At 68.8% G+C, this 26,186-nt stretch carries 30 protein-coding genes and 1 other RNA gene (1 of these 31 running past the window's edge); 20 read left to right on the top strand and 11 right to left on the bottom strand.

Going from position 1 to position 26,186, the window contains the following annotated elements:
* Nucleotides 1–106 precede the first annotated feature (106 nt).
* From IEY31_RS00380 to IEY31_RS00370, 3 genes are all read left to right on the top strand, one after another.
* Nucleotides 107–1,912: a M3 family oligoendopeptidase gene (locus tag IEY31_RS00380; protein ID WP_229723221.1), complete on the top strand. Its 1,806-nt coding sequence runs from the start codon at nt 107–109 to the stop codon at nt 1,910–1,912.
* A 45-nt stretch (nt 1,913–1,957) separates the two neighbouring features.
* Complete coding sequence (locus IEY31_RS00375; protein ID WP_188967901.1) at nt 1,958–2,860, top strand: P1 family peptidase; 903 nt, start codon at nt 1,958–1,960, stop codon at nt 2,858–2,860.
* Between the two features lie 337 nt (nt 2,861–3,197).
* Complete coding sequence (locus tag IEY31_RS00370; RefSeq protein WP_229723220.1) at nt 3,198–3,527, top strand: hypothetical protein; 330 nt, start codon at nt 3,198–3,200, stop codon at nt 3,525–3,527.
* Nucleotides 3,528–3,530: 3 nt separating this feature from the next.
* Here IEY31_RS00370 and IEY31_RS00365 read toward each other — a convergent pair whose 3' ends face one another.
* Complete coding sequence (locus tag IEY31_RS00365; protein ID WP_188967899.1) at nt 3,531–4,259, bottom strand: GNAT family N-acetyltransferase; 729 nt, start codon at nt 4,257–4,259, stop codon at nt 3,531–3,533.
* A gap of 56 nt (nt 4,260–4,315) precedes the next feature.
* Between IEY31_RS00365 and cobA the strand changes: the two genes are divergently transcribed.
* From cobA to IEY31_RS00350, 3 genes are all read left to right on the top strand, one after another.
* Nucleotides 4,316–5,842, top strand: coding sequence for a uroporphyrinogen-III C-methyltransferase (cobA, locus tag IEY31_RS00360; RefSeq protein WP_188967897.1), 1,527 nt, complete (start codon nt 4,316–4,318; stop codon nt 5,840–5,842).
* Nucleotides 5,843–6,045: 203 nt separating this feature from the next.
* A complete protein-coding gene (gene rpmF / locus IEY31_RS00355; protein WP_039684420.1) occupies nt 6,046–6,228 on the top strand; it encodes a 50S ribosomal protein L32 in 183 nt (60 codons plus the stop codon).
* Nucleotides 6,229–6,331: 103 nt separating this feature from the next.
* A complete protein-coding gene (locus IEY31_RS00350) occupies nt 6,332–7,567 on the top strand; it encodes an aminopeptidase (RefSeq protein ID WP_188967895.1) in 1,236 nt (411 codons plus the stop codon).
* 69 nt (nt 7,568–7,636) lie between these two features.
* Here IEY31_RS00350 and IEY31_RS00345 read toward each other — a convergent pair whose 3' ends face one another.
* Nucleotides 7,637–8,377 carry a carbonic anhydrase gene (locus tag IEY31_RS00345; protein WP_188967893.1) on the bottom strand — a complete coding sequence of 247 codons (741 nt, stop codon included), beginning with the start codon at nt 8,375–8,377 and terminating at the stop codon, nt 7,637–7,639.
* A gap of 33 nt (nt 8,378–8,410) precedes the next feature.
* Between IEY31_RS00345 and IEY31_RS00340 the strand changes: the two genes are divergently transcribed.
* The gene (locus IEY31_RS00340; RefSeq protein ID WP_188967891.1) at nt 8,411–8,812 is read left to right on the top strand and encodes a hypothetical protein; all 402 of its coding nucleotides are present in this window, start codon (nt 8,411–8,413) and stop codon (nt 8,810–8,812) included.
* Nucleotides 8,813–8,953: 141 nt separating this feature from the next.
* Here IEY31_RS00340 and ffs read toward each other — a convergent pair.
* An RNA gene (ffs, locus tag IEY31_RS00335) (signal recognition particle sRNA small type) lies at nt 8,954–9,052 on the bottom strand.
* Between the two features lie 327 nt (nt 9,053–9,379).
* Between ffs and IEY31_RS00330 the strand changes: the two genes are divergently transcribed.
* Nucleotides 9,380–10,534, top strand: a complete 1,155-nt coding sequence (locus tag IEY31_RS00330; protein ID WP_188967889.1) for a branched-chain amino acid ABC transporter substrate-binding protein — start codon at nt 9,380–9,382, stop codon at nt 10,532–10,534.
* Between the two features lie 76 nt (nt 10,535–10,610).
* Here IEY31_RS00330 and pfkA read toward each other — a convergent pair whose 3' ends face one another.
* The 4 genes from pfkA to IEY31_RS00310 all read right to left on the bottom strand — a co-directional run bounded on the left by pfkA (nt 10,611) and on the right by IEY31_RS00310 (nt 13,336).
* Nucleotides 10,611–11,618 (bottom strand): 6-phosphofructokinase, encoded by a 1,008-nt coding sequence (gene pfkA / locus IEY31_RS00325; RefSeq protein WP_188967887.1) that lies wholly within the window; start codon nt 11,616–11,618, stop codon nt 10,611–10,613.
* Between the two features lie 92 nt (nt 11,619–11,710).
* Entirely contained in the window at nt 11,711–12,658 is a 948-nt protein-coding gene (gene rsmI, locus IEY31_RS00320) for a 16S rRNA (cytidine(1402)-2'-O)-methyltransferase (RefSeq protein WP_188967885.1), read from the bottom strand.
* A complete protein-coding gene (locus IEY31_RS00315) occupies nt 12,651–12,911 on the bottom strand; it encodes a hypothetical protein (RefSeq protein ID WP_188968860.1) in 261 nt (86 codons plus the stop codon). The genes rsmI and IEY31_RS00315 overlap by 8 nt, the downstream gene beginning before the upstream one ends.
* Nucleotides 12,908–13,336, bottom strand: coding sequence for a hypothetical protein (locus IEY31_RS00310; RefSeq protein ID WP_188967883.1), 429 nt, complete (start codon nt 13,334–13,336; stop codon nt 12,908–12,910). The genes IEY31_RS00315 and IEY31_RS00310 overlap by 4 nt, the downstream gene beginning before the upstream one ends.
* A gap of 156 nt (nt 13,337–13,492) precedes the next feature.
* On the opposite strand from IEY31_RS00310, the gene IEY31_RS00305 reads away from it, so the two are divergent.
* The 5 genes from IEY31_RS00305 to IEY31_RS00285 all read left to right on the top strand — a co-directional run bounded on the left by IEY31_RS00305 (nt 13,493) and on the right by IEY31_RS00285 (nt 17,296).
* Nucleotides 13,493–13,933, top strand: coding sequence for a 23S rRNA (pseudouridine(1915)-N(3))-methyltransferase RlmH (locus IEY31_RS00305; RefSeq protein WP_188967881.1), 441 nt, complete (start codon nt 13,493–13,495; stop codon nt 13,931–13,933).
* 98 nt (nt 13,934–14,031) lie between these two features.
* Nucleotides 14,032–14,649, top strand: coding sequence for a GNAT family N-acetyltransferase (locus IEY31_RS00300; protein WP_229723219.1), 618 nt, complete (start codon nt 14,032–14,034; stop codon nt 14,647–14,649).
* Between the two features lie 111 nt (nt 14,650–14,760).
* On the top strand, nt 14,761–15,222 hold the full coding sequence (locus IEY31_RS00295) for a hypothetical protein (protein ID WP_308424297.1): 462 nt from the start codon (nt 14,761–14,763) through the stop codon (nt 15,220–15,222).
* A gap of 163 nt (nt 15,223–15,385) precedes the next feature.
* Nucleotides 15,386–16,303, top strand: coding sequence for a phospho-N-acetylmuramoyl-pentapeptide-transferase (locus IEY31_RS00290; RefSeq protein WP_188967877.1), 918 nt, complete (start codon nt 15,386–15,388; stop codon nt 16,301–16,303).
* Between the two features lie 39 nt (nt 16,304–16,342).
* Nucleotides 16,343–17,296, top strand: a complete 954-nt coding sequence (locus tag IEY31_RS00285) for a class I SAM-dependent methyltransferase (protein ID WP_188967875.1) — start codon at nt 16,343–16,345, stop codon at nt 17,294–17,296.
* A gap of 34 nt (nt 17,297–17,330) precedes the next feature.
* Here the strand turns inward: IEY31_RS00285 and IEY31_RS00280 are convergent, their stop codons facing one another.
* Complete coding sequence (locus IEY31_RS00280) at nt 17,331–17,552, bottom strand: hypothetical protein (protein ID WP_188967873.1); 222 nt, start codon at nt 17,550–17,552, stop codon at nt 17,331–17,333.
* A 100-nt stretch (nt 17,553–17,652) separates the two neighbouring features.
* Here IEY31_RS00280 and IEY31_RS00275 point away from each other — a divergent pair, with 100 nt between their 5' ends.
* Nucleotides 17,653–18,294, top strand: a complete 642-nt coding sequence (locus IEY31_RS00275; protein ID WP_188967871.1) for a monothiol bacilliredoxin BrxC family protein — start codon at nt 17,653–17,655, stop codon at nt 18,292–18,294.
* Between the two features lie 76 nt (nt 18,295–18,370).
* Here the strand turns inward: IEY31_RS00275 and IEY31_RS00270 are convergent, their stop codons facing one another.
* Nucleotides 18,371–18,787 (bottom strand): organic hydroperoxide resistance protein, encoded by a 417-nt coding sequence (locus IEY31_RS00270; RefSeq protein ID WP_188967869.1) that lies wholly within the window; start codon nt 18,785–18,787, stop codon nt 18,371–18,373.
* Between the two features lie 405 nt (nt 18,788–19,192).
* Here IEY31_RS00270 and IEY31_RS00265 point away from each other — a divergent pair, with 405 nt between their 5' ends.
* From IEY31_RS00265 to IEY31_RS00255, 3 genes are all read left to right on the top strand, one after another.
* Nucleotides 19,193–20,074 (top strand): hypothetical protein, encoded by an 882-nt coding sequence (locus tag IEY31_RS00265; RefSeq protein ID WP_188967867.1) that lies wholly within the window; start codon nt 19,193–19,195, stop codon nt 20,072–20,074.
* Nucleotides 20,071–20,475 carry a hypothetical protein gene (locus tag IEY31_RS00260; protein WP_188967865.1) on the top strand — a complete coding sequence of 135 codons (405 nt, stop codon included), beginning with the start codon at nt 20,071–20,073 and terminating at the stop codon, nt 20,473–20,475. Before IEY31_RS00265 ends, IEY31_RS00260 begins: the two co-directional genes overlap by 4 nt.
* A 100-nt stretch (nt 20,476–20,575) precedes the next feature.
* Entirely contained in the window at nt 20,576–22,051 is a 1,476-nt protein-coding gene (locus IEY31_RS00255) for a HAMP domain-containing protein (RefSeq protein WP_188967863.1), read from the top strand.
* A gap of 62 nt (nt 22,052–22,113) precedes the next feature.
* On the opposite strand, the gene IEY31_RS00250 is transcribed toward IEY31_RS00255, so the two are convergent.
* Nucleotides 22,114–22,569 carry a PA2169 family four-helix-bundle protein gene (locus IEY31_RS00250; RefSeq protein WP_188967861.1) on the bottom strand — a complete coding sequence of 152 codons (456 nt, stop codon included), beginning with the start codon at nt 22,567–22,569 and terminating at the stop codon, nt 22,114–22,116.
* 208 nt (nt 22,570–22,777) lie between these two features.
* On the opposite strand from IEY31_RS00250, the gene IEY31_RS00245 reads away from it, so the two are divergent.
* From IEY31_RS00245 to IEY31_RS00235, 3 genes are all read left to right on the top strand, one after another.
* On the top strand, nt 22,778–23,488 hold the full coding sequence (locus tag IEY31_RS00245) for a YqjF family protein (RefSeq protein ID WP_229723218.1): 711 nt from the start codon (nt 22,778–22,780) through the stop codon (nt 23,486–23,488).
* Between the two features lie 87 nt (nt 23,489–23,575).
* On the top strand, nt 23,576–24,118 hold the full coding sequence (locus IEY31_RS00240; RefSeq protein ID WP_188967859.1) for a MarR family winged helix-turn-helix transcriptional regulator: 543 nt from the start codon (nt 23,576–23,578) through the stop codon (nt 24,116–24,118).
* Nucleotides 24,111–25,370, top strand: coding sequence for a cytochrome P450 (locus IEY31_RS00235; protein ID WP_188967857.1), 1,260 nt, complete (start codon nt 24,111–24,113; stop codon nt 25,368–25,370). Before IEY31_RS00240 ends, IEY31_RS00235 begins: the two co-directional genes overlap by 8 nt.
* 56 nt (nt 25,371–25,426) lie before the next feature.
* On the opposite strand, the gene IEY31_RS00230 is transcribed toward IEY31_RS00235, so the two are convergent.
* Nucleotides 25,427–26,186, bottom strand: the 3' portion of a protein-coding gene (locus IEY31_RS00230; RefSeq protein ID WP_188967855.1) for a GNAT family N-acetyltransferase. Its footprint extends 293 nt past the window's final position; 760 of the gene's 1,053 nt are visible here — the last part of the coding sequence; the start codon falls outside the window, past its right edge; it ends in the stop codon at nt 25,427–25,429.

The following is a 26,186-nucleotide window of genomic DNA, read 5'->3' as shown; positions in this document are numbered from 1 at the left end:
TTTCTGGCCGCCGCGGATGAGGCGCAAAGGCCGTCGCCACGCGCAACTGTATCGATCAAGAGTTGATCGCGTGCGGGGCGGGAGTGTGGCGTCTAGACTGGGGGCCATGACCTCGATTGCACATGACGGCGGGATGCCCCGCTGGCGCACCGATGACCTGTACGCCAGCCTGAGTGACCCGAAACTGGAACAGGATCTGGACGAACTGCGTGCCAGAATTGCGGACCTCGAAACGCTGTTTGACCGCCTGGAAGTCCGCAAGGACGGGCCGTCCGCCACCCCCGACACCCTGAAACCCGTGCTGGATGCCATGAATGCCCTGAGTACGTTCTCGGCGCCCATCGGGGCCTACCTGAACGCCTTTTTTACCACCGACAGCCGCGACGCGCTGGCGCAGGGCCGCGTGGCGGCGTTCACCACCCTGACGCTGCCGCTGGGGCCGCTGCGTTCGCGCCTGACTGCGTGGCTGGGTGGCCTGAGTGACGCGCAACTGTCGGAATTGCTGTCTGCCTCGGACACGGCGCGGGACCACGAACACTTTCTGCGCCGCGCCATCGAACTGGCCCGCCACCAGATGTCGCCGCCCGAGGAGGACCTGGCCGCCCGCCTGCGGCCCAGTGGGGCCGGCGGCTGGGTCAAGCTGCACGGAAACGTCAGCAGCCAGCTCAAGGGCGAGTTCCGGGGCGAAGGCCTGCCGGTCACCGCGCTGCGGGCGCTGGCCAGCGACGCGGATGAGGACGTGCGCCGGGACGCCTTTGCGGCCGAGATCGCCGCCTGGAAGTCCTCGGAAGTGGTGTTTGCCGCCGCTCTGAACGGTGTCAAGGGCGAGGAAGGATTGCTGGCCCGCCGGCGGGGCTTCCCGGACGCCGTGGCCCCCAGCCTGCTGACGCACGGTATTGACCGCGAGACGCTGGACGCCATGCAGGGCGCGGTCGTGCGCTCCTTCCCCGACTTCCGGCGCTACTTCGCCGCCAAGGCGCGGGCGCTGGGCAAGGCCAAACTGGACTGGTGGGACATTCTGGCCCCGCTGGGCCACAGCGAGACCGAGTGGACCTACGGTGCGGGGGCCGAGTTCGTGGAGCGCCAGTTCCGGGGCTACTCCGAACAGCTGGGTGACTTTGCCGCCGAGGCCTTTGACGGTGAGTGGGTGGACGCCGGCCCGCGCGAGGGCAAGCGCAGCGGGGCGTTCTGCATGCGCTGGACGCGCGGCAAGAGCCGCATCCTGATGAACCATGCCCCCAGCCTCGACAGCGTGTCGACCCTGGCACATGAGCTGGGCCACGGTTACCACAACGCCCGGCTGGCGGGCGCCGAGCCGCTGCAACGCGAGACGCCCATGACCCTGGCCGAGACCGCGTCCATCTTCTGTGAGACGGTAGTGCAGAACGCTGCGCTGGCCGAGGCCACGGGGCCGGAACGCATGTACGTGCTGGAAACCAGCCTGATGGGCCACGCGCAGGTGGTGGTGGACATCCACAGCCGCTTTCTGTTCGAGCGGGCGGTGTTTGAACGGCGTGAGGGGGGGGACCTCAACCCGCAGGAGTTCAATGACCTGATGAGCTGGGCACAGCGCGAGACCTACGGCGACGCGCTCGGCACGCTGCACCCGTACATGTGGGCGGTCAAGCCGCACTACTACAGCCTGGGGTTCTACAACTACCCGTACACCTTCGGCCTGCTGTTCGGCCTGGGGCTGTACGCGCAGTACGTGGCGGCGCGCGAGGCAGGCACCGAGGCCGGGTTTCAGACCCGCTACGACGAACTGCTGGCGTCCACGGGCCGCGAGGGGCCGCAAGCCCTGGCCGCCCGCTTCGGCATCGATCTGCGTGCCCCGGACTTCTGGGAAGGCAGCCTGAACGTAATTCGGCAGCAGATCGACGCGTACGTGGAGACGGTGGACCGTGGGGCCTGAGGGTCGGGGCTTGACGCTGGCTTGGCCGCTCACAGTCAGGTGTCCGTGACCAACACCACCCTGACCGCCATTCGCGGCTTTCGCGTGGGCCACTGGACCAATGCCGTGGGCGTGACCGGCTGCACCGTGATCCTCTGCCCCGATGCGGGCGCGGTGGCCTCCGCCTCCTTCCTTGGGCCGAGCCCGGCGACGCGCGAGGGCGTGCTGCTGTCTCCTGAGAAGAAGGTGGAGCGCATTCACGCCCTGCTGCTCACGGGCGGCAGCGCCTTCGGGCTGGCGGCGGCGTCCGGCGTGGTGCGCGTGCTGGAGGAGCGCGGCGTGGGCCACGAGACGCCGTTTGCCCGCGTGCCGATTGTTCCGGCGGCGGTGGTGTATGACCTGGGGGTGGGCGATCCGCTAGCCCGTCCGGGAGACAAGGAAGGCGAGGCGGCGGCGCGGTCTGCCTCCGCTGATCCTGTACCGCGTGGCCGGGTGGGGGCAGGAACCGGGACGACAGCCGGCAAGTACCTGGGCGGCCCCGGCGCGGTGCCCGGCGGCCTGGGCAGCGTGATGCTGGAGCGTCACGGCGTCTCTGTGGGCGCCCTGGCGGTGGTCAACCCGATTGGCGACGTGCTGGACGAACGCGGCGGCGTGCTGGCCGGGCCGGGCACGGGGCCGGGGGCGGTGTCGTTTACTCCCGGCGACGTGGAGAACACCACCCTGATTGCCGTCGTCACCGAACACACCCTGAGCAAGGCCGAGTGCCGCCGCCTGGCCGACGCCGCACAAGCCGCGCTGGGCCGTGTGATCCACCCCAGCCACACCTACTGGGACGGGGACGCCGCCTTCATGCTCAGCAGTTGCGCGTTGCCCCCCGCCGATCCACTGCTGCTGGGCGCACTGGTGCAGGAGGCCGTCTGTGCGGCGGTGCGCGACGCGGTACGAAGGGCGAACAGTTTGGGTGGGTAGGTGACTCGGCTGAGCAGGCCCATCCGTTGTGTCCTCTCTGTCGGAGCATCGGCGCGGGGCTGCTGGCCCCCCATGCTGTATGGCGGCTGGGTTCCTGACTGGGGCTGACGCCGGAAAGGGCCTGGCAGACGGTTCTCTCCTGAAGCCATGGCCTGTGCCTGGGCCGGGAGTGCTGCCTTCCCCGGCCCCTGCTGAGGGTGTACTGGAGGGCCTGATCTTCTGTGTCTGGGGAGAACGGCTGAGGCCCCTCCGGGTGGGCCCCCAGCCTGCGTTGACCCTCCCTTGAACTTGTGGTGCCTCGCCCAGTTTCACGGCCTGCGCCGCTGCACTGTGGGACATGCTCGCCTTTCACCCCCAGATGTTCGTGCGGATCGTTGAACTCGGCGGACCGCGTGCCCCGATGCCCCTTCCGCTGCAAAGCGGCTTTTCGGAGAACCGGGCCTACCGGGTGGTGGGCGTCTACAATCCCTCGGAGACCTCCGACGCGTATTTCATCCTGCCCAATGACCGCGAGGAGTTGTGGTTCATCTGCCAGCGCCACCTGCGTTTTGCCGGTCTGCACGACACAGCGGCGCATCATCTGGACTGGCCCTGCCTGCAAAGTGGACCGACGGCATCCCATCCTTCCGAACTGGGGCAAAACATCCTCGCCAGCGCCTCGGACTGAGGCTCATTCCCTCCGGCTCAGGGTCAGCCGCATCCCGGCCAGCCGGAACCCGGCCCTCTCCACATTGCGCTCACTGCCTGTGCCCGGTGTGACGAACACGCTGGCGAGGGTGGCTCCGGCTTGTGCGGCCCTGTGCAGGCGGTGGGCCAGCAGCGCTGACTGCACGCCCCGCCCCCGAAAGGGGGGCAGTGTGGCCGTGCCGTGAAAGGCGGCGACCGCGCTGGTGAGGCTGAAGGCGGCAGTGGCGGCGGGGGTGCCGTCCACATCTGCCACGAACCGCCGCGTTCCCGGTGCGTGCGCCACCACCGACATGATCGCCTCGGCCCCCGGCCCGAAACCCTGCGCGGCCAGGGCGGCCCAGGCGTCGGCCCCCTCCTCCCGAGTCTGGGTCAGAGGCTGGGCGGGCAGGTTCGCCAGATCGTGGATGTAGGCATGCAGCACGTAATCCAGTTCATAACCCCGGTCACGCAGCAGCGGCAGCAGGGTGGTGAAGGCCGAGAGCAGATGCACTGTGGCGGACTGGGCGTGCTGAACGCTGAACGCCTCAAACGCGGCGAGTTCCTCCGGCGTGGGCCGCCGCGTGCCGTCGTGCCAGGCGGTGTTGACCGGCAGATCGGGTCCCGCATGAACGGCCACCAGGGGGCCGAAGCGCGCTGCGGCTCCGGTCCGTCCGTAGCGGGTGTGGGCCGCCGCCTCGGCGTGGGCCAGCCGCTCCAGAAGTTGCGTGTTCATCCCCGCAGCGTAGCGTCCCGCATTTGTCCCCGCCCCGGCCCGCTAGCCTGGGCCACATGACCGATGCCCCAGCCCCCACCCCTTCCCGCGCCTTCGTCTCCCTGATCGGGGCCGGACCGGGCGATCCCGGCCTGCTGACCCTGCGCGGCCAGCACGCCCTGCAGCACGCCGACGTGGTGCTGTTCGACTATCTGGCCAACCCCGAACTGCTGCGCTGGTGCCCGGACGCCCGCACCATCTACGTGGGCAAGAAGGGGTTTTCCGAGTACATCAGCCAGGAGCAGATCAACGCGCTGATCGTGCAGGTGGCGCAGGAGAACGGCGGGCAGCGGGTGGCGCGCCTGAAGGGCGGCGATGTCTTCGTCTTCGGGCGCGGCGGCGAGGAGGCCGAGGCCTGCGTGCTGGCCGGGGTTCCCTTCGAGATCGTTCCCGGTGTCACCAGCGCCATTGCTGCCCCGGCCTACGCCGGCATTCCAGTGACCCACCGCGACGTGGCCCGCTCGTTTGCCGTGCTGACCGGCAACACCAGAGAGGGCGGGGCGCAGTACGAGCGGCTGTCCGGCGTGGACACCCTGCTGCTGCTGATGGGCGTGCGGAACCTCGACACCATTGCCGCCGAGCTGGTGGCTGCCGGGCGTGACCCGCAGACCCCCGCCGCGACCGTGCAGTGGGGCAGCACCCACCAGCAGCGCGTGGCGACGGGCACGCTGGAGACCATCGGCCAGGTGGTCAGGGAGGCGGGCCTGGAGGCCCCCGCCGTGACCGTGGTGGGAGAAGTCGTGAAACTGCGCGACACGTTGCGCTGGTTTGACAACACCCCGGCGTTCGGCGGCCCGCTGCGCGGCAGGACGGTGGCCGTGACCCGCACCCGCGACGGCTCCAGCGCCCTGTCGGAGGTGCTGCGTGCGCGCGGCGCGGACGTGCTGGAGGTGCCGCTGATCCGCTTCGGGCCGGCCCCGGACGGCGGCGCGGCGGCCCTGGAGGCCCTGCGCGACTTCACAGGCTGGCTGCTGCTGACCAGCAACCAGGCGGTGGCGGCGCTGTTCTCGCTGCTGGACGCTGCCGGACGCGACGCCCGCGCGCTGGCGGGCGTCAGGATCGCCGCTGTCGGCCCCAGCACCGCCCGCAGTCTGGCCGAACGCGGCGTGCGTGCCGACTTTGTGCCGTCTACACCCGGCGCACGCCACCTGGGCGCGGAACTGCCCGCAGGCAGGGGAGAGGCCGCGCTGCACCTGACCTCCCAGCTGGCCGAGGACGAACTGCAAAGGGGCCTGGAGGCGCGTGGCATCGGCTATGCGCGCGCCGGGTTGTACCGCACCGAGGCCGCCGCGCCCACCCTGAATGCCCTGGAACGCCTCAAGAACGCCGCCGTGATCACCCTGGCCTCGGGCAGCGCGGCGCGGCATCTGGCGGCCCTGGCTAGTGCGGACTTTGACCCCCTGCATATGCCGGTTGCCGCGATGGGGCCGCAGACCGCCGACGCCGCCCGCGAGGCCGGTTTTACCCGCGTCACGGTGGCCGGAACTGCCAGCCTGGACGCGCTGGCCGACGCTGCCGAGCGGGCGGTGGGGGGCGCAGCCTGAGGGGGTGTTCTTGATGCCGACCGGGTGGCTGGTGGTCCCGCCGTCCACCCGGGTTCATCCCCAGGATTCACGGCCCGCCGTCGCCCGGGCCATGCTATACTCCCGCCTGTTGTCTTGCCCGCTATTCAGATCTGTCCCTGATGGCAACGTGGCGGGCAGAATGCGCCCCGGCGGAAAACGCCCGGCAAGAGGAGAATCACGACATGGCTAAACATCCCGTTCCCAAGAAGAAGACCAGCAAGAGCAAGCGCGACATGCGCCGCAGCCACCACGCGCTGACCGCCCCCAACCTGTCTGAGTGCCCCCAGTGCCACGCCAAGAAGCTCTCGCACCACATCTGCCCCAGCTGTGGTTACTACGATGGCCGTCAGGTGCTGGCCGTCTAAGCACGCCCGACTGCAAGAAAGCTCCCCACGCGGGAGCTTTTTTATTGCCTCCTTGGGCGTCTTGCCATTCACGCCCTGTGGACGGCGCGTTATGCTCCCCGTCATGACTCTGACATTCGAGGAGAAATTGCAGAACTACGCGCGGCTGGCGGTGCGGGTCGGCCTGGGCCTGCGCGAGGGCCAGCGCGTGCTGGTGCAGGCCCCGGTGGACACCGCGCCGCTGGCCCGCGCCGTGGTGCGTGAGGCGTACGCGGCGGGCGCGTCCTTTGTGGACGTGCGCTGGGACGACGACGATGTTCAGCTGGCCCGCTTTGAGCTGGCCCCGGACGGTACCTTTGACACCCTGAGCAAGTGGCGGGTGGATGCCGAGATCGAGACCGCGAACGCAGACGGCGCAGTGATTGCCATCCGGGCCACCAACCCCAACCTGCTGGGCGGCGTGGACGCCGAACGGGTAGCCATGCACCAGAAGGCGCTGGCCGCCTACCGCAGGCCCTACACCGAGCAGGTGATGACCAACCGCCTGAACTGGAACCTGATCAGCGCCCCGGTGCCGGCCTGGGCCGAACTGATGTTCCCCGACTCATCGGCCGACGAGGCCGTGGAGAGGCAGTGGGACGCCATCTTCGCCGCCACCCGCGCTGACCGGCCCGACGCGGTGGAGGCGTGGCAGGAACACCTGGCGAACCTCAAGCGCCGGCGCGAGGTGCTGAATGCCAAGCAGTACCGGGCGCTGCATTTCAGGGGCGGCGAGACCGATCTGACTGTGGGGCTGGCCGATGACCACCTGTGGGGCGGCGGCGCGGCCGACACCCCCGGCGGCATCACCTTCACCGCCAACATCCCCACCGAGGAAGTCTGGACCGCCCCGCACCGCGAGCGGGTGGACGGGGTGGTGGTCAGCACCAAGCCGCTCTCATACAACGGCACGCTGCTGGACGGGATCCGCATTGAATTCAAGGACGGGCGGATTACCAGTGCCACCGCCAGCAAGGGACAGGCCACCCTGGAGAAGATGATCGACACCGATGAGGGCAGCCACCGTCTGGGGGAGGTGGCCCTGGTGCCGCACAGCAGTCCGATCTCCAGGTCCGGCCTTTTTTTCTTCAACACCCTGTACGACGAGAACGCGGCCAGCCACATCGCCATCGGCAACGCCTACCGCTTCAACGTGCAGGGCGGCGTGGAGATGAACGTGCAGGACTTTAACGCGAAGGGTGGCAACGACAGCCTGACCCACGTGGACTGGATGATCGGCAGCAATGAGATGGACGTGGACGGCGTGATGAAGGACGGCAGCCGCGAGCCGGTGATGCGGGCGGGCGAATTCGTGATCTGAGATTGGGGCAGGGGCGGGGGGCGGCCAGGCGTGGGCTGTCCCCCGCCCGGTTGTTCCGCCACCCTGTTGTTAAGGCCGCAGGTCCTCGTCGTCGATCAGGAAGTCCACCGCGCCGCTGCCGATCTCGTAGTAGCCGCCGATCACCTGAACCTGACCGCTCGCCTCGGCGGCCCGGATGATGGTTTCCTGGCGCAACGTATGAACCTGATGGCGCACGTTGTTCAGCACGGCCTCGCGCATGCGGGCCTTTTTGTCGCGGATGCGCGGCAGCTCCTCCAGGCTGGGCGTGATCTTGTGAATGATGCTCTGGAGGTTTTCCGGTTCCTGGGCAATCTGCTCGGGCGTGAGCAGGGCGGCGGCCACCGCGCCGCAGGCCTCGTGGCCCATCACCATCACCAGATGCACGTCCAGGTGCTTGATGGCGTATTCCAGCGTGCCCAGCCCGGCCTCGCTCACCACGTTGCCTGCCACCCGGATCACGAACAGGTCGCCCAGGCCCACGTCAAAGACTAGTTCCACCGGCACGCGGCTGTCGCTGCACGCCAGGACAGCGGCGTAGGGCGTCTGGCCCATGATCTGCGCGCGCCGTTCGTTGACGCCCAGTTCAGGCCGGCTGCTCTGGCCGCTGAAGAACCGAGCGTTGCCGTCCTTGAGCGCCGCAATGGCCCCTGCCGGGGTCTGGATGTCGGTGTGGTGACGCAGCGCGGCAATGTCAGCCATGCTGGCACCGCGGCGGATGGCGTCCAGGATGCGGCGTTCCAGCTGGGCGGTGGTCAGCGCGGGCGGCTGGGGGGCAGGAGAATCGGTCATCGTCCCTGATCTTATCCGCTCTATTCTCAGCACATGACCGATTCGTCCGAACTGCCGCCGGCTGCGGAACTGAGCGTGGAGGAACTGGGCCTAGAGGAACTGCTCGAACGCTACGCCATGTTGCGCGACACCATCCAGGGTCTGGAAACCGAGCGCGAGGCGCTGGGAGCGCAGCTCAAGGCCGCCCTTGCCAGCGGCGAGCAGGCCGAGACCGACCTGTACCGCGCCGTGCTGAAGGTCTCGCGCCGCGTCGAGTACCCGCTGGAGCGCTTCCGCGAGGTCTTCGGCGACGCCGCCGCGTTGGAGGTGGCCACGGTGGACCGCAAGAAAGCCGAGGCCCTGGCGGGGGCCGGCGATCTGGATGCCGGGCGCCTGCGGGAACTCGGCGTGGTGAGGGAGATTCAGGTGCTGACGTTGCAGCCAAAGACGCGCTGAGACGCTGAAGGCCCGGTGCGGACGTGCGCTGCGGTCGCAGATTCAGACGTTGACATGTTTCAGGGGCTCTGACCGTGCCGGGGCCATTAAGGCAGGAGACCCTGAACGCTCCCCTGTTTGCCTTCCGGAGAGCCAAAAAAAGCATTGCCGGTGAGCAACGGCACCCACGAATCATCCCTTATGGCTGCTGCCTTCCGGCCCTGACCAGGTTCGAGCGTTCGCGCTGCGCTGCGCCAGCAATGCGGCTAGAAGATAGCACAGCCGCGACGGCGGTCAAGGTGGCGCACCCCAGGCCGTTGGGCCCGGAAGAGCTGTTTGGACCCGGTGTCTTCAGGACAGGCAAATCAGCCCTCCTGATCGCCCTCAACCACTCTGCGGTTCGAGTGATTCTTGCCCTTGTATACGGTAATGATTTGTTTAAAACATCGGGCTTTGTTTGACATATGGACCTGACATTGATAGGATGGTCAGATCTAATTTGAAGTTATTCTGGTCCTGAGAATTTCGGTCCATTGTAGAGAACGGGCCGGAATTTCAATGTTGTGTACCAGACTCCTGGAGGTAAGAATGAAGAGAATGACCCTGAATGTGTTGACCCTGGGCCTGCTCGCTGCCGGCGTGGCCGGAGCGCAGACCACCATCAAGATCGCCAGCCTCTCCCCGCTGTCGGGCAGCCAGAGCTTTACCGGCACGCTGCTCAAGAACGGCGCGCAGCTGGCCGTCGAGGAACAGAAGGCTGCCTTCAAGAAGCTGGGCTTCAACCTGCAGTTCGTGGGCTACGACGATCAGGCGGACCCGGCCACCGGCACGGCGGCGGCGCGCAAGATTGCCTCTGACCGCACCATCCTGGGCGTGGTCGGCACCATGAACAGCGGCGTGGCCATTCCGGCCAGCGAGGCCCTCAAGGCCAGCCACGTCACCATGGTCAGCCCGGCGGTGACCGCCAACGAGGTCACGGACCGGGGGCTGGCGAACATGAACCGCATTGTGGCCCGCAACGATGCCCAGGGACCGGCCGGCGCGCAGTTCATGATGGACAAGCTGGGGGCCAAGAAGGTTTACATCCTGAACGACAAGACCTCCTACGGCGAGGGTCTGGCCGCCGAGGTTGAGCAGACCCTCAAGGCTGGCGGGGCCAAAATCGTCATCAACGAGGGCACCGAGGAAAAGAGCGATTTTTCCAGCGTCATCGCCAAGATCAAATTGCAGAAGCCGGACGCGGTGTACTTCGGCGGCATCTATACGCAGATCGGCGTGTTCATCCGGCAGCTGCGTGACGCGGGCATCGATATTCCGGTGGTGGGCGGCGACGGATTGGACAGCACCGAACTCGCGACGATTGCCGCCAAGGGTGCCAACAACATCTACTACACCACCATTGTCGCGCCGCTGGACTCGCTGCCCGCCGCCAAGACCTTCACGGCCAACTACCGCAAGGTGTACAAGACCGTGCCTGCCGGGTACGCCGCCTTTGCCTACGACTCGGCCAACGTGATCGCCCAGGGCATTCTGGACGCGGCCAAGGCCAACGGCGGCAAGCTGCCCACCCGCACGCAGGTCGAGACGGCCATCCGCAAGGGCAGCTTCAAGGGCCTGCTGTCCGGCGACGTGACCTTCAACAGCGTCGGGGACCGCAACCAGGTGACCCTGTACATCATGAAGGTGGACGGGGGCAAGCAGAGCCTGTCCGCGCAGTCCACGGTCAAGCCGCCCAAGCCGTAAGCGGGAAAAGGAGGCGGGGCATGGGGAAGTCTTTTCCCCACGCCCCGCCTCCTTTTGTTCCTTTTGTTTGTTTCCGCTACACGCTGAGCTTCATGGCGCAGTGGTACAGGTCGCGGTTGACGTCCTTGCGCCTTTCCCAGGTCTCCTGCAGCGGCGTGTGGATGATGTCGCCGCCGCGCCGCCCCACCATCACGCCGCTCACGCCGTCCATTAAAGCGTAGACGGCGGCCTCGCCCAGACGGCTGGCCAGGATGCGGTCGCTGGACACCGGGGTGCCGCCGCGCTGGATGTGGCCCAGGATGCTGACGCGGGTTTCCAGGCCCGTGCCGGCCTGGATGGCGTCGCCCACCCCCTGCGCCCCACCCGGCACGCCCTCGGCGACGATTACGATGCTGCCCATCTTGCCCTTCCGCACGCTGTCCTTGACAATCTGGATCACGTCCCCGATGGGCTTGTGGTCCTCGGGGATGAAGACCTCCTCCGCTCCGCCGGCCACTGCCACGTCCAGCGCGATATGCCCGGCGTGCCGGCCCATGACCTCGATCACGAAGATGCGCTCGTGGCTGGCCCCGGTGTCGCGCAGCTTGTCCACGGCGTCCAGCGCGGTTTCCACGGCCGTGAAGTAGCCGATGGTGTGATCGGTGCCGTACAGGTCATTGTCAATGGTGCCGGGCACGCCGATCACCGCGATGCCGTGCTCCTGCTCCAGCAGATGCGCCCCGTGAAAGCTGCCGTCGCCACCGATCACAATTAGGCCCTCCACACCATTGGCGCGCAGGTGTCGGGCACCCAGGGCACGGCCTTCGGGGGTGCGCCAGGTGGCGCTGCGCGCGGTCAGCAGGACGGTGCCGCCGCGCTGGATGGTGTTGGCCATGTCCCGAGGCCCGATCAGCTTCAACTCGCCCCGGTGCAGGCCGGAAAAGCCCCGGCGCACGCCCATGACCTCCAGGCCCTCGAAGGCGGCGGTGCGGACCACCGCGCGGATCGCCGCGTTCATGCCCGGCGCGTCGCCGCCGCTGGTCAGGACCGCAACGCGCTGGATGCCTGCAGTGTTGGGGTGCCGGGTGGGGGTGGGTTCAGTCATGGTCAGTCTCGCTTTTTTGAGAGGGAGAGGAACTTCGGTGGGATAGGGTGAGCGTCAGCAGGCGAGGCCAGGATTTCAGACCGGGCCAGACTTCAGGCGGGGTCCGGGGGGGATGGTTCAGCCCCTTCCGTCGCCCGCAGGGCCAGCGCGTAAGCGTCATTCTTACGCAAACCCTGGGCCATCAGCAGATCACGTATATCCCTGGCCGTCTTGCCCTGCGCGGCCCAGCTGAGCGCCTGCACCGCGTGATCGGGCGCGGGCGCGTCGGGATCGGCCTCGCCCGGCGGGCGTCCGGCCACCACCACCACGATCTCGCCCCGGACCCCGGCGGCGAACCGTGCGGCCAGTTCGTGCAGCGGGCCGCGCGCGGTTTCCTCGAATCTCTTGGACAGTTCGCGGGTCACGCTGGCGGGGCGCGAGTCGCCGCACACGCTGGCCAGATCGCCCAGCGTGGCCCCCAGGCGGTGGGGGCTCTCGTACAGCACGCTGGTTTCCGGACGGGCGGCCAGGGCCGAGAGACGGGTCTTGCGCTCGCGGCCGCTGCGCGGCAGGAAGCCCTCGAAGGTGAATCTTCCGGTGTCCAGCCCCGACAGCACCAGCGCGGGCACGAAGGCGGTGGCTCCGGGCAGCACCTCCACCGGAATGTCTACGGCAAGGGCCGCCGCCACCAGTTCCGAGCCGGGATCGCTGACCCCGGGGGTGCCCGCATCCGAGACGTAGGCCAGCCGGGGGTACTTTTCCAGCACGGCGGGGGCGCGGCGCATGGTGTGGGCGTCCAGGCGCACCAGCGGCTTCTGGAGTCCCAGGTGCGACAGCAGCGCCCCGCTGCGCCGGGTGTCCTCGCAGGCCACCGCGTCTGCCCCTCTCAGGACCTCCACGGCCCGCAGGGTGATGTCGCCCAGGTTGCCCACCGGTGTCGGCACCAGCCATACGCGCGGGCCGCTCTCCGGCCCGGTCTCCCGAGCCCCGGCTGCGGGGTCCGGCAGCCCAGCCACTGGCCTGTCACTCACCGGCTTGTCACTCACCGGCCAGTCAGTCATCGGCTCCAGACGGTGGCCCGCTCAGCGTCAGGTGGGTGCCCATCAGGCCTGCGCCGTCCGTGCCGGTGGCGGCCAGCCCGACATTGGGCTTGATGCGCACCTTGACCTTGCGTGGCCGCTTGAGCACGTTGGTGATGCGGGCGCGCAGCAACTCGCCCTCGCCCACGGTGACGGTGACCAGCGTGCCCTCGGGCAGTCGGGTACCCAGCACCACCACCACCCCGTTTTCCACGACGCCCTTGTAGGCTCTCATGCTTCCCTCCCCTGGGCGCGGCGTTGCCGCCGGTTTGCCCTGGACAATGCTTCCTGGAGTGCCACGATTTCCGATTCGCGCGCTCCGCCCAGCCGGGCGTAGCGGTCAATGATTTCAGCCGCCTCGCGCCGGCGGTCGAGCCGCAGCAGCAGCGCCCCCAGATGCTCGCCGCCCACGAAGTACGAACGGGGATTTTCCGGGTCCGCCAGAATCTGCGCGCGGGCCTTTTCCATTCGTGACAGCGCCTGCTGGTGCCGCCCCACCTGCCAGCGCACCAGGTACAGCGCCAGCAGGAAGGTCAGCCCCGCGCCCAGCACCGAGATGGTGATGGTCTCCGAGACCCCGAAGCCCGCGCCGAGGCGCAGCGTCAGCGGAAAGCAGAAGGCCAGCACCACCAGCACTGCCAGCGTGGCCGCGTAGTTCACGCGCCACCCCGCAGCGAGGCGGTGCGCTGCGGTGCGCCGCTGTGGGGCGTGGCAGACAGAACCATGGTCCACAGTCTAGCGGTCGGCGGCGGCCACACGCCGTCAGTCGGCTCACGCTGGCCCGCTGGCAGGCGCCGGGACGCTAGGCTGGGCGGCGTGAGGCTGCACCTGATCACCGTCGGAGAGCCGAAGCTGGCCTACGCCCGCGCGGGCTGGGAGGAATACGTCACGCGGCTGCGGCGCTACCACAAGCTGCAGGTCAGCCGCGTCTCGGGCAAGACGCAGGCGGCCGAGAGTGAGGCAATCCGCAAGGCCGCCGGTAAGGCCCCGCTGATTCTGCTGGACCCACGTGGGCAGCAGTTCACCTCGGAGGCCCTGAGCGCGTATCTGGACACCCGCGCACTGGGCGGCACCGGGGAGCTGGCATTTGGGGTGGGCGGCCCGGACGGCCACACCGACGGGCTGCGGGCCGGGGCCAGCGCCCTGTGGAGCCTGGGCTCGCTGACCCTGCCGCACGATCTGGCGATGGTGGTGCTGGCCGAGGCGCTGTACCGCGCCGCCACCATCAGCGCGGGGGAACCGTACCACCGCGGGTAGGCCCCCGCCTGGGCGGTTGAACCTGAGCCTTCAAAGCCCCTGGGCATTCCACACTGCGCCCGGTGACTGCGCCCGGCGCATGGCCTAGACTTTTCGCCGTGAGTCCCGCGCTGCCCGCCGCCCCCGAAGCCGAGTGGTTCCAGACCCCCACGCTGCGGGGGCAGCACGTTGTGCTGGAAGGCCTGAACGAATCGCACGCCGCTGATCTGTGCGCGGGGGCGGATGGGGAAACCGTTCGGCTGCTGGCGCGGGGCGGGCCATCTGCGGCCACACCCGAGGCCTGGGCCGGGTACATCGGACAGCTGAACGCCCTGCCGGAGCGCATCAACTTCGCAGTGCGGCTGGCCGGCAGCGGCGTGACCGTGGGCCGCATCAGCTACAGCGAGATCAGGTGGGCCGACCGCTGGGCCGAGATCGGGACCATGCTGCTGCCCGCCGCGCAGGGCACCACCGTCAACCCGGAAGCCAAGCTGCTGCTGATGGCCCGTGCCTTCGAGGTGCTGGGCGCGGGCCGCGTGCACTTCAAGGTGGACGCCCGCAACGCCCGCAGCCTGCGCGCCATGCACAAGCTGGGCGCGGTGCAGGAGGGCACGCTGCGGCAGTATCAGGTGATGCCCGACGGGTACGCCCGCGACAGCGTGGTGTTCAGCGTGCTGCGGGGTGAGTGGCCCGCTGTCCGCGCCGGACTGGAGGCCCGCATTGCCGGACTGGGCTGAGCGCCCGGCGGCGCTCAGGCGCGGCCCAGCCCGGCGGCCTCTCACGTCCTCATCTGCCTGAGTTCGCCCTTAACGATTGCCAGAGACCGGGCTGTTAGCCTCATGGGCATCATGCCCTTGCCGCGTCCCGTCCTCGTGTCCGCCCTTGCCCTGAGCCTGCTGGGGTCTTCCGCTTCCGCCCTGATCGTGCCCATGAACGGCTGGGTGCCGGTGGAGGGCAATGCCAGCGTCTGGACCGACACCAGCGGCGCCTGTCTGCTGCGCGAGGAACGCACCGGGCAGGCGTTTCCGGTCCTGGCCTCGCAGACCGAAGCGCTGGCGTTTGCCGTCAAACTGCGCAAGCAGCTGAGCAAGTCAGTGGGGGCAGTCACGATTCAGCCGGTGGACCGCGCCGGCTTCTGGGCGGTGCTGGCCGCCTATGACCACAAGGACGGGGGCGCGACCTACAAGATCTCGCAGCTGTACCTAAATGACGCGGGCCTGCTGCGGACCGTGACCGGCAGCAGCGCCGACGGTGAGAAGGGAGCCTGCGTGAATGCCATGCGGGAATTTATCCGCTACCTAGCGAACTGAGGGCGGAACCGGCCAGGGTGGCCTGGACCGGTACAGGGTGTTGAAGGTGCTGAGGTCGGCGAGAGCCGGGCCGCGCGGCGTCCGCGTGCTACCCTCACCAATTGATGTGTGAACACCAGTGGCCCCACCTGATTGCCCGCAACGCTGCCCGGAAGGCCACGGCGTGATGGTGGTTGCCGCCCTGCTGTCCCTGCTGCTGGTGGGGCTGTTCATCCGGGTCAGCAAGGCGCGAGGCTGGGGGCAGCCGGTCCGCAAGGACGGGCCGCAGACGCACCTGAGCAAGGAAGGGACACCCACGGCGGGCGGCGTGCCGTTCGTGGTGGCGCTGGCGCTGGTGTTCTTCCCGCTGTACCTCACCGGAAACGCGGGTGGCCCGCGCGAACTGCTGATCATGCTGACCGCGCTGGGCATGGGCCTGATCGGCGGGGCCGACGACCTTCTGAAGGTGCGCTCGCGGATGACGGGGAGCGGCAGGAAGGAACTGCTGGCCCGCGAGAAATTTCCGCTGCAGCTGATTGTCGGCCTGGCCTTCGCGTGGTTTGCCGCGCCGCTGGCCGCGCATGAACTGGTGCCGGGCTTCGGCCAGATCGGGGACATCCTTCTGCTGACGCTGGTGATGGTGGGCAGCGTGAATGCCTTCAACTTCACCGACGGGGTTGACGGGCTGCTGGGCGGCGTGGCCATCATCGTGCTGCTGCCACTGCTGGCGCTGTCACCCTCGGCTGCCCTGCTGGTGGCTGTTTTGCTGGGCTTCTTATGGTTTAACGCGCACCCGGCCCGCGTCTTCATGGGCGACATGGGCAGCCACGCCATCGGGGCCATCGCGGCGGGCGCCTACGTCCTGTACGCCGACGTCTGGCTGCTGCCCATCGCGGCCATTGTTCCGGTGGCCGCTGTCCTGAGCGTCATTATTCAGGTGACATATTTCAAGCGCACCGGCAAGCGCTTTTTCAAGATGACGCCCATTCACCACCATTTCGAGCTGAGCGGCTGGCCGGAAACGCACGTTGCCATGCGCTTCTGGGTGGTCACGGCCATAGCAACAGCGGGCGTGTGGTGGATGCTGGGCGGCCGGCCATAGTGCTGGTGCCCGGCCTCCGGCTCCCGGCGCACACCGTCCATGCTTGACCGCCTTGCCCCCCTGCTGGCCCGCCGCGCCCACCTGCCCGCGCAGGGCACCAGCTTCTACCGGGGGGTCCACACCAGCGAGACGGGGGGGCAGTTTGCGCTGGACCTTGCCGGGGACGCGGGGGTGCTGAGCCTGTACGCGGACCTCTCGCCCGCAGAAGAGGTGAAGCTGGCCGGGGCGTGCGCGGCAGCGGCGCGGCTGGCCGGCGTGTACCTCAAGCGCCGCCCGCCCGAGGCACGGCACGCGGCGAACGTGGCGCGGGACTGGCTCTCGCCGCCCGAACCGGTCTGGGGTGAGGCACGAACCGAAGTCACGGTGCTGGAACACGGCGTTCCCTTCCTGCTTCGCCCCGGTTCGGACCTGAGCATCGGTCTGTTCGCGGATGCCCGTCCGGCGCGGCAGTGGGTCCGGACACACGCCCCGGCGCGGGTGCTGAACGCCTTTGCCTACACCTGCGGCTTTGGCCTGAGCGCGGCGCTGGGCGGCTCGGCCACCGTCAAGAACGTGGACCTCTCGCGCAAGGTGCTGGCCTGGGGGCAGGAGAACTACGCGCTGAGCGGCCTGGGCGCCCCGGACGGGGACTTTCTGTACGGCGACGTGTTCGACTGGTTCCGGCGGCTGGCGCGGCGCGGCGACACCTTTGATCTGGTGGTGCTCGATCCACCCAGCTTCGCGCGCGGCAAGGCTGGCATCTGGCGTGCCGAGCGCGACTACGCGCGGCTTGCGGCGCTGGCAGCAGCGGTAATCGCGCCGGACGGCCAGATTCTCACGCTGCTTAACCACGCGGGTGTGTCGGCGGCCAACCTTGACCGCATGGTGCGACTCGGGCTGGAGGAAAGCGGGCGCCATTGCCGCCCTGCCAAGCGGCTGAGCGCCGGAGAGGACTTTCCGGGAGCCACCCATCTGAAGGGCGCGGTGTGGGCACTGGACGGACGCGCTGGGTGAGCGGCAGACACGACGGAAGAGACCTGCAGGGGCGTTAGGTTTCCTCGGGCAGCCGGAAGGGGGCGAGTTCGCCGCCCGCAAAACTGCAGATCAGGTCGCCCAGATCGATGTCCTCGCTCATGGCGCCGTACACCGTGAAGCGCAGCACCTCGCCCGCCTCCACGCGCCGCAGCACGTCCGGCGTGACCCAGCCGCTCACCGTGACCTCGCCGTACGTCAGGCTGAAAAATTCGTTGGCGTCGTCGGGACGGGGCATGGCCCAGAATACCCCGCACCGTCCCGTGACTTGCCGGTGTTTTGCCTGGACTTGTGCGCCGCCTCACTTCGTTTTGTAAAGCGGCGGGTATGCTGGAGGCATGACGCAGACTGCCCAAGCCGAGAAGCAGGTGCTGGTTCCCCTGACCACACCCGAAGAAGTCGATCAGTTCCTGAAGGACTATCCGCTGGCCGCGGTGTTCAAGGCCGGAACGTGCCACAAGACCATGCAGGGCTTCGGCGTGCTGGAGACCTTCCTGCAGGACCACGAGTTGCCGGTGGGCTTTATCCGGGTGGTCGACTGGCGCCCCGCCAGCAACCATGTCTCGGAAATGACCGGCATCGTGCACCACAGCCCCCAGCTGATGATCTTCAAGGGCGGCCAGGTGCAGTTCGAGGTCAACAACTGGGACATTACTCCCGAGGCGCTGGAACCGGTGTTCGCGCAGATTCCGGCCCGCAGCGAGTCGGGCCAGGTGGTGACCGATGACAACATCGAGCCCTACCGCCGCCTGATGCGCGACTTCGTGGACGGCAAGATCAGCGACTGGGCCTTTCAGGACCAGTACGTGAACATGTTCCGCGACGACGCCAGCCTGCGCAGCCAGCGCGAGTTTGATCTGCTCTCGCGCCTGTTCGGTGATCCCGACGCCTACCACGGCGGCCTGCACCAGCTGGGCCAGCCGCAGGAGCGCGGCGAGCTCAAGGGCCGCGTCGAGCAGCTGCTGGCCGAACTGGGCTGACCGCCCGGATCCTTAACCCATTCCACCAGTAGAGAGCGCCGGACGCAATGCCCGGCGCTCTCTACTGGTTGTTCGGCTATCTGACGCTGAGGCGCACGTCCACGTTGCCGCGCGTGGCGATGCTGTAGGGACAGACCTGATGGGCAGCTTCCATCAGTGCCTGGCCCTGCTCGCGGCTCAGGCCGGGAAAATGGCCCTCAAGTTCCACGTCCAGCCCAAAGACCAGCCCGGTCTTTTGCAGGCCCACGCGCGCCGTGACGAGACTGTCGTCGCTGAGTTCGAGTTTCTGGCGGCGGGCCACCACGCCCAGCGCGCCCTGGAAGCAGGCGGCGTACCCGGCGGCGAACAGCTGTTCGGGATTGGTGCCGGGGCCGTCGTCGCCGCCCATGCCGGCCGGTACGCTGAGGTTCAGGTCAATGCGCCCGTCGTCGCTCCTGGTGGATCCGGCGCGTCCGCCGGTGGCAGTGGCGCGTGCAGTGTAAAGGTTGCTCACGGCCCAGGATGGCATGTCTCCGGCCCCTGTCCGCAGGCCCGGTCTGGATGTGTTGATGGGGTGCGCAGGCGACTTATCTGGAAGTTCAGTTTGTCTGAAAATTCAGTGGTGAATGGGCTGCGCGTTCGCCGCACCGGGCGTGGATGCGTTGTTCGGCCAGCCCACCATGCTCGACAGCGTCTGCCGGGCGCTGGAGGTGAATCTCTCTGAGTGACAACGCGGGAGGTGGACCAGGGCGCTGGCGGGACAGACCTGTCCGGCGCCGCCCTCTCGCCATGCCACCAGAGCGTGAGATTTTCGCCCTCTGTAAGCGGCGAGTAAGAGGGTATGGGGTGTGATGGCTGTGGTTTTCCCATGTCTCTTTTCCCGCCGCCCGCTTCCAGCACTGCCCCCGGAACCCTGCCCATGACTGAATCCCCGACCCTGCCGACACCCGCCGCCCCGCCGCCCGTGCCGCTGGACCGCACTGTTTACGCCGGTCTCAGGACCGATCATTACCCCTGGACCGAGATCATGGCAGACCTGGAAACCCGTCAGTCCGAGGGCTTCAGCGGCGTACTGGACGCCGAGCAGGGGGAGCGGTGGGCGCGGTTCGTGTGGGTGCGTGGGCAGTGTCTCGGCGGATTCACCGGCGGCGGGCAGGCCGTGGGCTGGGAGCTGGTTCACGGGGGCCTGCCGCGCGCCCGCGTCAGCCTGGGAGAGTGTTCGCCGCCGGTGGGCGCGGTGGTCTGGACCAGCCGTGCGGCGCGGGCCGGTGCGCTGGCCGGACGCTGGCCCGACGTGCAGCTGGGCCTCAAGCGTGAACAGTTCTACGGTCTGCTGGTCTCAGAAGGCCTGTGCAGCGTGTGGGATTCGGGGCAGGTCCTGGCCGGGCGGCTGCCGGACACGGGCGAAATGTGCGTGGCCTACTCGCCCAACACGCCCGAAAACAGGGAGCGGCTGCTGCAGTTCTGGCGTGACCTGCTGGGCGCGGTTCATGCCAGCATCCCGCTGGACGAGGTCTGGCAGCAGACCTGCATGCGCCTGAGCGCCGAGCATCCCTGTCTCGATCCCTTCGTGCGCGAGATCACGCTGAGCGGGGGCGTGCTGTTCGTCGACCGGGTCCTGGCCGTGGGCGAGTTTCGTCCCGCCCTGCAAACGGCTCTTCGCGCGGTCTTGCTGAACCTGGGCATCAATCTGAACGATCTGGCGCTGGGCGATCTGCCCAACCGGCCCGAATGGGCCGCTGCCGGGCTGGGCGGCCCGGTGCTGGGAAGCGCGTCCCAGCGCCGTCAGGTGGGCCGGTGAATCCCCTGGCCTGGCCTGATGGCCTGCGCGGCGAGATGGCCCTGCCCTTCTCCGCGTGGCGCGTCCTTGATCTGATCGACGGCGTGAGGGACGCGGCCGAGGTGGCGCGGCTGGCCGGACTCAGCGCCCCCGAACTGCAGCGGCAACTCCACGAGGCGCAGCAGTGGGTCGCCCGTGCCCAGGACCAGCACCGCCCCCTGACCGCCGAGGTGGCCCAGACCATCACCGCTTGCCTGACCCAGGTCGTGGGCCCGGTGGCCGAGCTGATGGTGGACGATGTGCTTGAGGACCTGGGCGACACGGCCGTCATGGGCTCACTCGTGGCGGGGCTGGCCGCCGAGCTGACCCCCGAACAGATGGGCCGCTTCGCCCAGCAGCTGCGTGCGCGGGGCCTGGCATGAGCTGGAACGCTGATGTTGGGATGCGGCAACCTGCTGCGCTGGGTCACGCAGCTGCACAACCTGCGGGGCAGGGCACGTACAAGAGGGAAGGGGGACAATCATGAAGTACACCGTGACCATCCAGCAGCCGGTGCAGGCCGAACGGCGACCGGGGCTGGAACAGCAATTGACCGAGCGCTTCAACCTCAGCCCAGAACAGGCCGCGCGGCTTTCTGACCGGCGTGCGGGCCGGCTGATGAAGCCCACCAGCCGGGCCCGTGCCGAGCTGCTGCTGGACGTGTTTCAGCTGGCCGGGGCGGCAGTGGCCCTGGAAGAGGTCCCCGAGGACACCATGATGATGGGAGAGCCCTTCCAGGGCGTGGCTGCCGCCCCCCCTGCCGCGCCGTTCGGCCGTGCCGACGCGCAGGACGAGGCCCTGCTGGCCCCCCTGCTGTCTGCCCCGGCCTGGCCCAGCCCGCTGGAGCCTCTCGACTCGCCCTTCGCCACCCCGGCGCCGCAGGCCGGATTCGCCCACCTTGGCGGCACGGCAACGGCGGTGGCCCCTTCCGTTATGGACGCGGCGGTGTGGCCTGCGGCTTCCACGGCCCCGGACCTCAAGTGGTCCGCAGGCCTGTCCGACACCTTGCCCGCTTCCGGCGCCCCTGTTCCCGAGGCGCCAGTGGACGACGTCTGGTCCGACTTCACCGGGGCGCTGGCCGTGAGCGGCACGCCGCCCACCGCGTCCATCGGGGCCGACACAGTCAGTCCTGCGGGTCCCCCGGTGCTGCCGGTGGTGCTGCCGACCGTTGCCGCCGACGCCGCTCCCAGAATGCCGCGCCGCAGCCTGACCCAGCAGCTCACACTGGGCACGCTGGCCCCGCTGGCCCTGTCGAGTGCCGCGGCGCTGCTGCTGCTGGGAGGAACGCTGCCCGGCATGGCGCGGCAGGCCCAGCAGCAGCAGGCCCAGACCCTGGCCGCCGCCGTGGGCACCACGCTGGGCAGCGGCGCGGCGCTGAACGCCCAGCTGGGCGCCGTGGTGGCCACGCCGGGGGTGGGCTTCGTACGGGCCGAGACGCCCGGGCGCCCCACCATCCTGCGCGCCCAGGACGCCGGCGTGGGCCGCCGGGGCGGGGAACTGACCGCCTGGCTGGGCCAGCACCCGAACGGAGGCAGTATCCAGCTCGGAGAAACCCGGTACGTGGTGGCGCAGGCCGCCTTCCGCCGGACCGCCTCTGGTGGGGTGGAGGTGCTGCCGGCGGGCGCGGTGGCGGAGGCGCCGGTGTTCCGCCGGGTGGTGGTGGGGGTACCGGACGTTCAGTCCAGCGCCCTGCTGACCAATGCCCTGTTGCTGGTCCTGTTTGCGGCGCTGCTGGGGCTGGGGCTGGCGCTGGCGTTCGCCCGGCGCGCGGCGCGGCAGATCACAGACCCGCTTGACCGGCTGCTCAAGGCGGCAGACGCCATCAGCATGGGCAACCTGTCGCGCCCGGTCACGGCCGACCGCAACGACGAGATCGGCGATCTGGCGCAGGCCCTGGAGCGCATGCGCCAGAGCCTGGAAGCTGCCATGGAACGCCTGCGCCGCCGCCGCAAAGGCTGAAAGGCACACACTGAAATGGGGCGTGGACCATCAGGTTCCACGCCCCATTGTTCGGTCTGTGATCAGTCGGGCTGCATGCTGTGCTTGAGGTCACGAATCTGATCGTGGCTGGTCTTGACCTGGGCGTACTGGCCGTCCACAAAGGCCCGCAGGTCCGCAGGAAGTTCGGTGTCGTTCAGCACGTCCTGGTAGTTCTGAATTGCCACGTCCTCGCCGCGCTCGGCTTCGGCCACCACGGCGTAGTCGCCCTTGCCGGTCACGGCGTCGCGCACATTCAGCCAGGTGCGGTGCAGGGCCGCGCCCACGCTGCCACCCTTGTCGGCGTCGCCGCCCATGCCCTGAATCTTCGTGGCGACCTCGCCCGCGAGCCTGGCCCGCTGCTGGCTGCGTTCGGTGAACAGGGTCTTGAGGTCGGCGGCGTCAGCGTGGTCGGCAGCCTGGGCAAAGCCCTTCTCGCCGTCGCGCAGGGTGCCCAGCAGGTACTGCAGTTTATCGATGGCCTGTTCGTTGTTCATCATGGTGGTCTCTCCTTCGGCGCGGCGCAGTCCGGAAGCGCTACTTGAGCGGGCTACCCCTACCGTTGACTGTCAGGCTAGGTGGCTGGGCTGGGAAACGACTGTGTGCGGGCTTAAGACACGGTCCATCTGACCTTGGTCAGACCTTGGCCGTTCCGGATTGCGCGGCTCAGAAGGGTCATCTGCCGGGTCCCGCGTTAGCCTCTGGGGCATGTCGCCCTTCGCTGCCCGTCCCTGGATTCTGAGGATGACCTGGCATGACCTGTGCTTCATGCACTGGCCGGTCGACGCGGACGCCCTCGCCCGGACCCTGCCGCGGGGCGTGACGCTCGACACCTACGGGGGGCAGGCGTATCTGGGAGCGGTGCCGTTCCAGATGTCGGACGTGGCTCCGCGTCTGGTGCCGGGGGTGCCGGGCCTGAGCGCCTTTCCCGAACTGAACCTGCGAACCTACGTGACGGCGGGTGGCGAGCCGGGGGTGTGGTTCTACAGCCTGGATGCGGCGCAGCCGCTGGCCGTCCGGCTGGCGCGGCAGTTCTTTCATCTGCCGTACTTCGACGCACGGATGTGGGTCTCGCGCCGTGGGGGCGTTACCCGCTACGCCAGTCTGCGGACGCACCCCGGCGAGCCGCCCGCCCGCTTTGCTGCCGCGTACCGGCCCATCGGCGGACCCATCGCCGCGCCGTCCGGCAGCCTGGAAGACTGGCTGACCCACCGCCTGAACCTGTACAGCGTCGATGCGCGGGGAGGGGTCTACCGGGGGCGCATCGAGCACCAAGCGTGGCCGCTGCGCCGCGCCGAGGCGGTGATCCGCGAGAACACGCTGGCCGCCCGGCTGGGCCTGACCCTGGACGGCCCGCCTCACCTGCTGCACGCCGGGGAGCTGCGGGTTCAGGCCCACTGGCTGGAGCGGGTGACGTAGCGGTCAATGCCCCAGGGTGGGTTCACGCTGCCTTGACCATCACAGCGGGATCTCCAATTGTGTTGATTGCAGATTGCAATCAATTGGATGAGCGAGCATCATGGCGGCGTGAGTTCCTCTCTTCCATCCCCCCCTGTCGATGCTGAGCTGGGCAGTCCGGAACTGCGGTTCCTGACGGCGCTGTGGAACACCTGGCAGGCGCTGACCACGGTGGGCGAGGCCCGGCTGCGCGCCCGGCACGGGCTGGACCTGCGGGGATTCATCGCGCTGTCGTATCTGCAGGGCGGGGCGCAGCAGCCCGCCGATCTGGCCCGTGAACTGGGCGTGCCGCGCTACGAGGTCAGCCGGGTGCTGTCGGCACTGGACGGTCTGGGGGCCGTGACCCGCGAACGCGGCGCCCCCCTGAGCGGGGGCGATGGCCGGGGCGTGATCGTCCGCATCACCCCGGCAGGGCGCGAACGCTGGACGGCGGCCCTGCAAACGGTGTGCACCCTGACCGGCCCCCCACTGGCCCACCTGGACACCGGAGCGCAACTGGCCCTGATCCAGACCCTGCAAGGCGTCGCGCAGGCCGCCCGGCAGTCGACCGAAACCCTTGCCAACCCCAACAGGAGTGCCCCCCATGACTGAATTTTCCGAACGCAAGACCCCAAAGCCTGCAGCCGCCGCCGGATGCCCTTTCGGCCACAGTCAGCCCCTGACCCACGAGGCCAGGGACGTGGCCAGCCTGCCGGCCGTAACGCGCGGCGAGGACGGCACCTACCACGTGCACCGTTTCGCCGCCGTGCGCGAGGTACTGAAGCACGACGACGTGAAGCAGGCCGGGTTCATGTCCGAATTTGCCTCCGGCAACGGGCCGTCGCTGACCAATCTGCCGGTGCTGTTCGCCGAGGGAGACCACCACCACGACATGCGACGCCAGACTGCCAGGTATTTCACCCCGGCGTCGGTGGCCGGCTACCAGCCCATGATTGCCGAACTGGCCGACAGGCTGGTGGCGCGGCTGGTCCGGGACGGCGAGGCCAATCTGGATGACCTGAGCCTGGTGCTGGCGGTGGAGGTGGCCGCGCAGGTGGTGGGCCTGACCAGCAGCTTTGTGCCGGGGCTGGAAAAACGCATCATGAGCTTTGTCGACAGTGGCCTGGACAGCCAGCCGGGCGCGGCGCAGCGCATGGGCCGGGGCCGCCAGTCGCTGATGCAGGGCCATCTGGCCGCGTTCTTCCTGCTGGACGTCAAGCCTGCCATTGCCGTGCGCCGCCGTAAACGCCGCGACGACCTGATCAGCCACCTGCTCGACCACAACTACAGCGACGTCGAGATTGTCACTGAGTGCCTGACCTACGCCACGGCCGGCATGGTTACCACCCGCGAGTTCATCAGCGCCGCCGCGTGGCAACTGCTGCTGCACCCCGAACTGCGTGCCGACTATGTCCACGGCACGGAAAAGGAGCGCCACGCCATCCTGCACGAGATTCTGCGGCTGGAGCCGGTGGTCCGCACGCTGTACCGCCGCGCGGCCGAGGACCTGACGCTGGACGGACAGACGGTCCCGGCGGGCAGCGTGATGGCCCTGCATATCACCGACGCCAACGCCGATCCCGAAGTGGTGGGCTCTCCCGCCAACGCCCTGTGCCCCATGCGCCCGCTGCCGCGCGGCGTGCAGGCCCCGGTGCTGGCCTTTGGCGACGGGCACCACCGCTGCCCCGGCGCGTTCCTGGCGATCCGCGAGAGCGACGCCTTCCTGCGCCGACTGCTGATCTGGAACGACCTGGAAATCGTCACGCCCCCCACGGTGGGCAGCAACGACACGGTCAAGGGCTACGAACTGCGGGACTTCAAGGTCCGGTTAGGCCAGGCTCGCGGAGGCAGCGCGAACGCCTGAGCGGCAATGAACAGCGGGCGGCGCAGTTAACCACGAGTGCGCCGCCCGCTTTGCGTTTACTTCAGCCTGAGCTGCCATTCGGTGATGGCCACCCACGGTCTGAAGCCCAGCGCCTCGTTGATGCCCAGCATGGCGGCGTTCTGCTCGGCGTTGTTGGTCTGGATCACCTGTGCGCCGGGGCAGCGCTGCGCGATGTGGTCCAGCATGGCCGCCTTGAGCCATTTGCCCAGGCCCTGACCACGGACGGCGGGGCGAACGGCCGTCGCGCTCTGGTACACGATGGCCGCGCGCTCGGGCCGCCAGGAGACATCGGTGTAGCCCATCAGCTCACCGCTGCGGGTGTCTTCCACCACCAGCAGAGGGCGGTGCTCGCCGCTTTCCGCCGCGTTGGCCTCCCAGGCGCGGACCATCTGGGGCGTGATGCGCCAGTCGTCCATGTCCAGCCCGCCCCTGGGCGCGGTGTTCATGACCATCATCAGATCGGCCACGCGCTCCAGATACTCCTCTGGAACGGCGGCGTCCCAGGTGTGCAGCCGATGGGGGTCGTCTGCGGGCCTGCGTTGCCAGCGCTCCACCCGTTCGCGGTCCACCCCAGCCAGCGCAAGGCGGCTCTGGCGCATCGGCAGGGCAGCCTCGGCCCCCAGCCGGTGGGCAAACGCCTCCCCGCCGGGATGTCGGTCAGAGGTCACGAAGGTCACGGTGCGTCGCCCCTGACGGCGCGCTGCGGCGTTCAGCGCCTGTGCCAGCGCGCGGCCCAGCCCCTGACGGCGGTGGTGCGGATGCACAATCAGCCGCGCGTGGGCCAGATGGAGGTTC

The organism is Deinococcus aerolatus, from assembly GCF_014647055.1.
GTDB lineage: Bacteria > Deinococcota > Deinococci > Deinococcales > Deinococcaceae > Deinococcus > Deinococcus aerolatus.
This window is presented reverse-complemented; position numbering and strand designations above follow the sequence as displayed.

What these genes read in the sequence shown, in the direction of transcription:
- IEY31_RS00380 (WP_229723221.1), top strand. Translation starts at nt 107, where the DNA reads ATGACCTCGATTGCACATGACGGCGGGATGCCCCGCTGGCGCACCGAT.
- IEY31_RS00370 (WP_229723220.1), top strand. Translation starts at nt 3,198, where the DNA reads ATGCTCGCCTTTCACCCCCAGATGTTCGTGCGGATCGTTGAACTCGGC.
- IEY31_RS00365 (WP_188967899.1), bottom strand. Translation starts at nt 4,259, where the DNA reads ATGAACACGCAACTTCTGGAGCGGCTGGCCCACGCCGAGGCGGCGGCC.
- cobA (WP_188967897.1), top strand. Translation starts at nt 4,316, where the DNA reads ATGACCGATGCCCCAGCCCCCACCCCTTCCCGCGCCTTCGTCTCCCTG.
- rpmF (WP_039684420.1), top strand. Translation starts at nt 6,046, where the DNA reads ATGGCTAAACATCCCGTTCCCAAGAAGAAGACCAGCAAGAGCAAGCGC.
- IEY31_RS00350 (WP_188967895.1), top strand. Translation starts at nt 6,332, where the DNA reads ATGACTCTGACATTCGAGGAGAAATTGCAGAACTACGCGCGGCTGGCG.
- IEY31_RS00345 (WP_188967893.1), bottom strand. Translation starts at nt 8,377, where the DNA reads ATGACCGATTCTCCTGCCCCCCAGCCGCCCGCGCTGACCACCGCCCAG.
- IEY31_RS00340 (WP_188967891.1), top strand. Translation starts at nt 8,411, where the DNA reads ATGACCGATTCGTCCGAACTGCCGCCGGCTGCGGAACTGAGCGTGGAG.
- IEY31_RS00330 (WP_188967889.1), top strand. Translation starts at nt 9,380, where the DNA reads ATGAAGAGAATGACCCTGAATGTGTTGACCCTGGGCCTGCTCGCTGCC.
- pfkA (WP_188967887.1), bottom strand. Translation starts at nt 11,618, where the DNA reads ATGACTGAACCCACCCCCACCCGGCACCCCAACACTGCAGGCATCCAG.
- rsmI (WP_188967885.1), bottom strand. Translation starts at nt 12,658, where the DNA reads ATGACTGACTGGCCGGTGAGTGACAAGCCGGTGAGTGACAGGCCAGTG.
- IEY31_RS00315 (WP_188968860.1), bottom strand. Translation starts at nt 12,911, where the DNA reads ATGAGAGCCTACAAGGGCGTCGTGGAAAACGGGGTGGTGGTGGTGCTG.
- IEY31_RS00295 (WP_308424297.1), top strand. Translation starts at nt 14,761, where the DNA reads ATGCCCTTGCCGCGTCCCGTCCTCGTGTCCGCCCTTGCCCTGAGCCTG.
- IEY31_RS00285 (WP_188967875.1), top strand. Translation starts at nt 16,343, where the DNA reads ATGCTTGACCGCCTTGCCCCCCTGCTGGCCCGCCGCGCCCACCTGCCC.
- IEY31_RS00280 (WP_188967873.1), bottom strand. Translation starts at nt 17,552, where the DNA reads ATGCCCCGTCCCGACGACGCCAACGAATTTTTCAGCCTGACGTACGGC.
- IEY31_RS00275 (WP_188967871.1), top strand. Translation starts at nt 17,653, where the DNA reads ATGACGCAGACTGCCCAAGCCGAGAAGCAGGTGCTGGTTCCCCTGACC.
- IEY31_RS00265 (WP_188967867.1), top strand. Translation starts at nt 19,193, where the DNA reads ATGACTGAATCCCCGACCCTGCCGACACCCGCCGCCCCGCCGCCCGTG.
- IEY31_RS00255 (WP_188967863.1), top strand. Translation starts at nt 20,576, where the DNA reads ATGAAGTACACCGTGACCATCCAGCAGCCGGTGCAGGCCGAACGGCGA.
- IEY31_RS00250 (WP_188967861.1), bottom strand. Translation starts at nt 22,569, where the DNA reads ATGATGAACAACGAACAGGCCATCGATAAACTGCAGTACCTGCTGGGC.
- IEY31_RS00245 (WP_229723218.1), top strand. Translation starts at nt 22,778, where the DNA reads ATGTCGCCCTTCGCTGCCCGTCCCTGGATTCTGAGGATGACCTGGCAT.
- IEY31_RS00240 (WP_188967859.1), top strand. Translation starts at nt 23,576, where the DNA reads ATGAGCGAGCATCATGGCGGCGTGAGTTCCTCTCTTCCATCCCCCCCT.
- IEY31_RS00235 (WP_188967857.1), top strand. Translation starts at nt 24,111, where the DNA reads ATGACTGAATTTTCCGAACGCAAGACCCCAAAGCCTGCAGCCGCCGCC.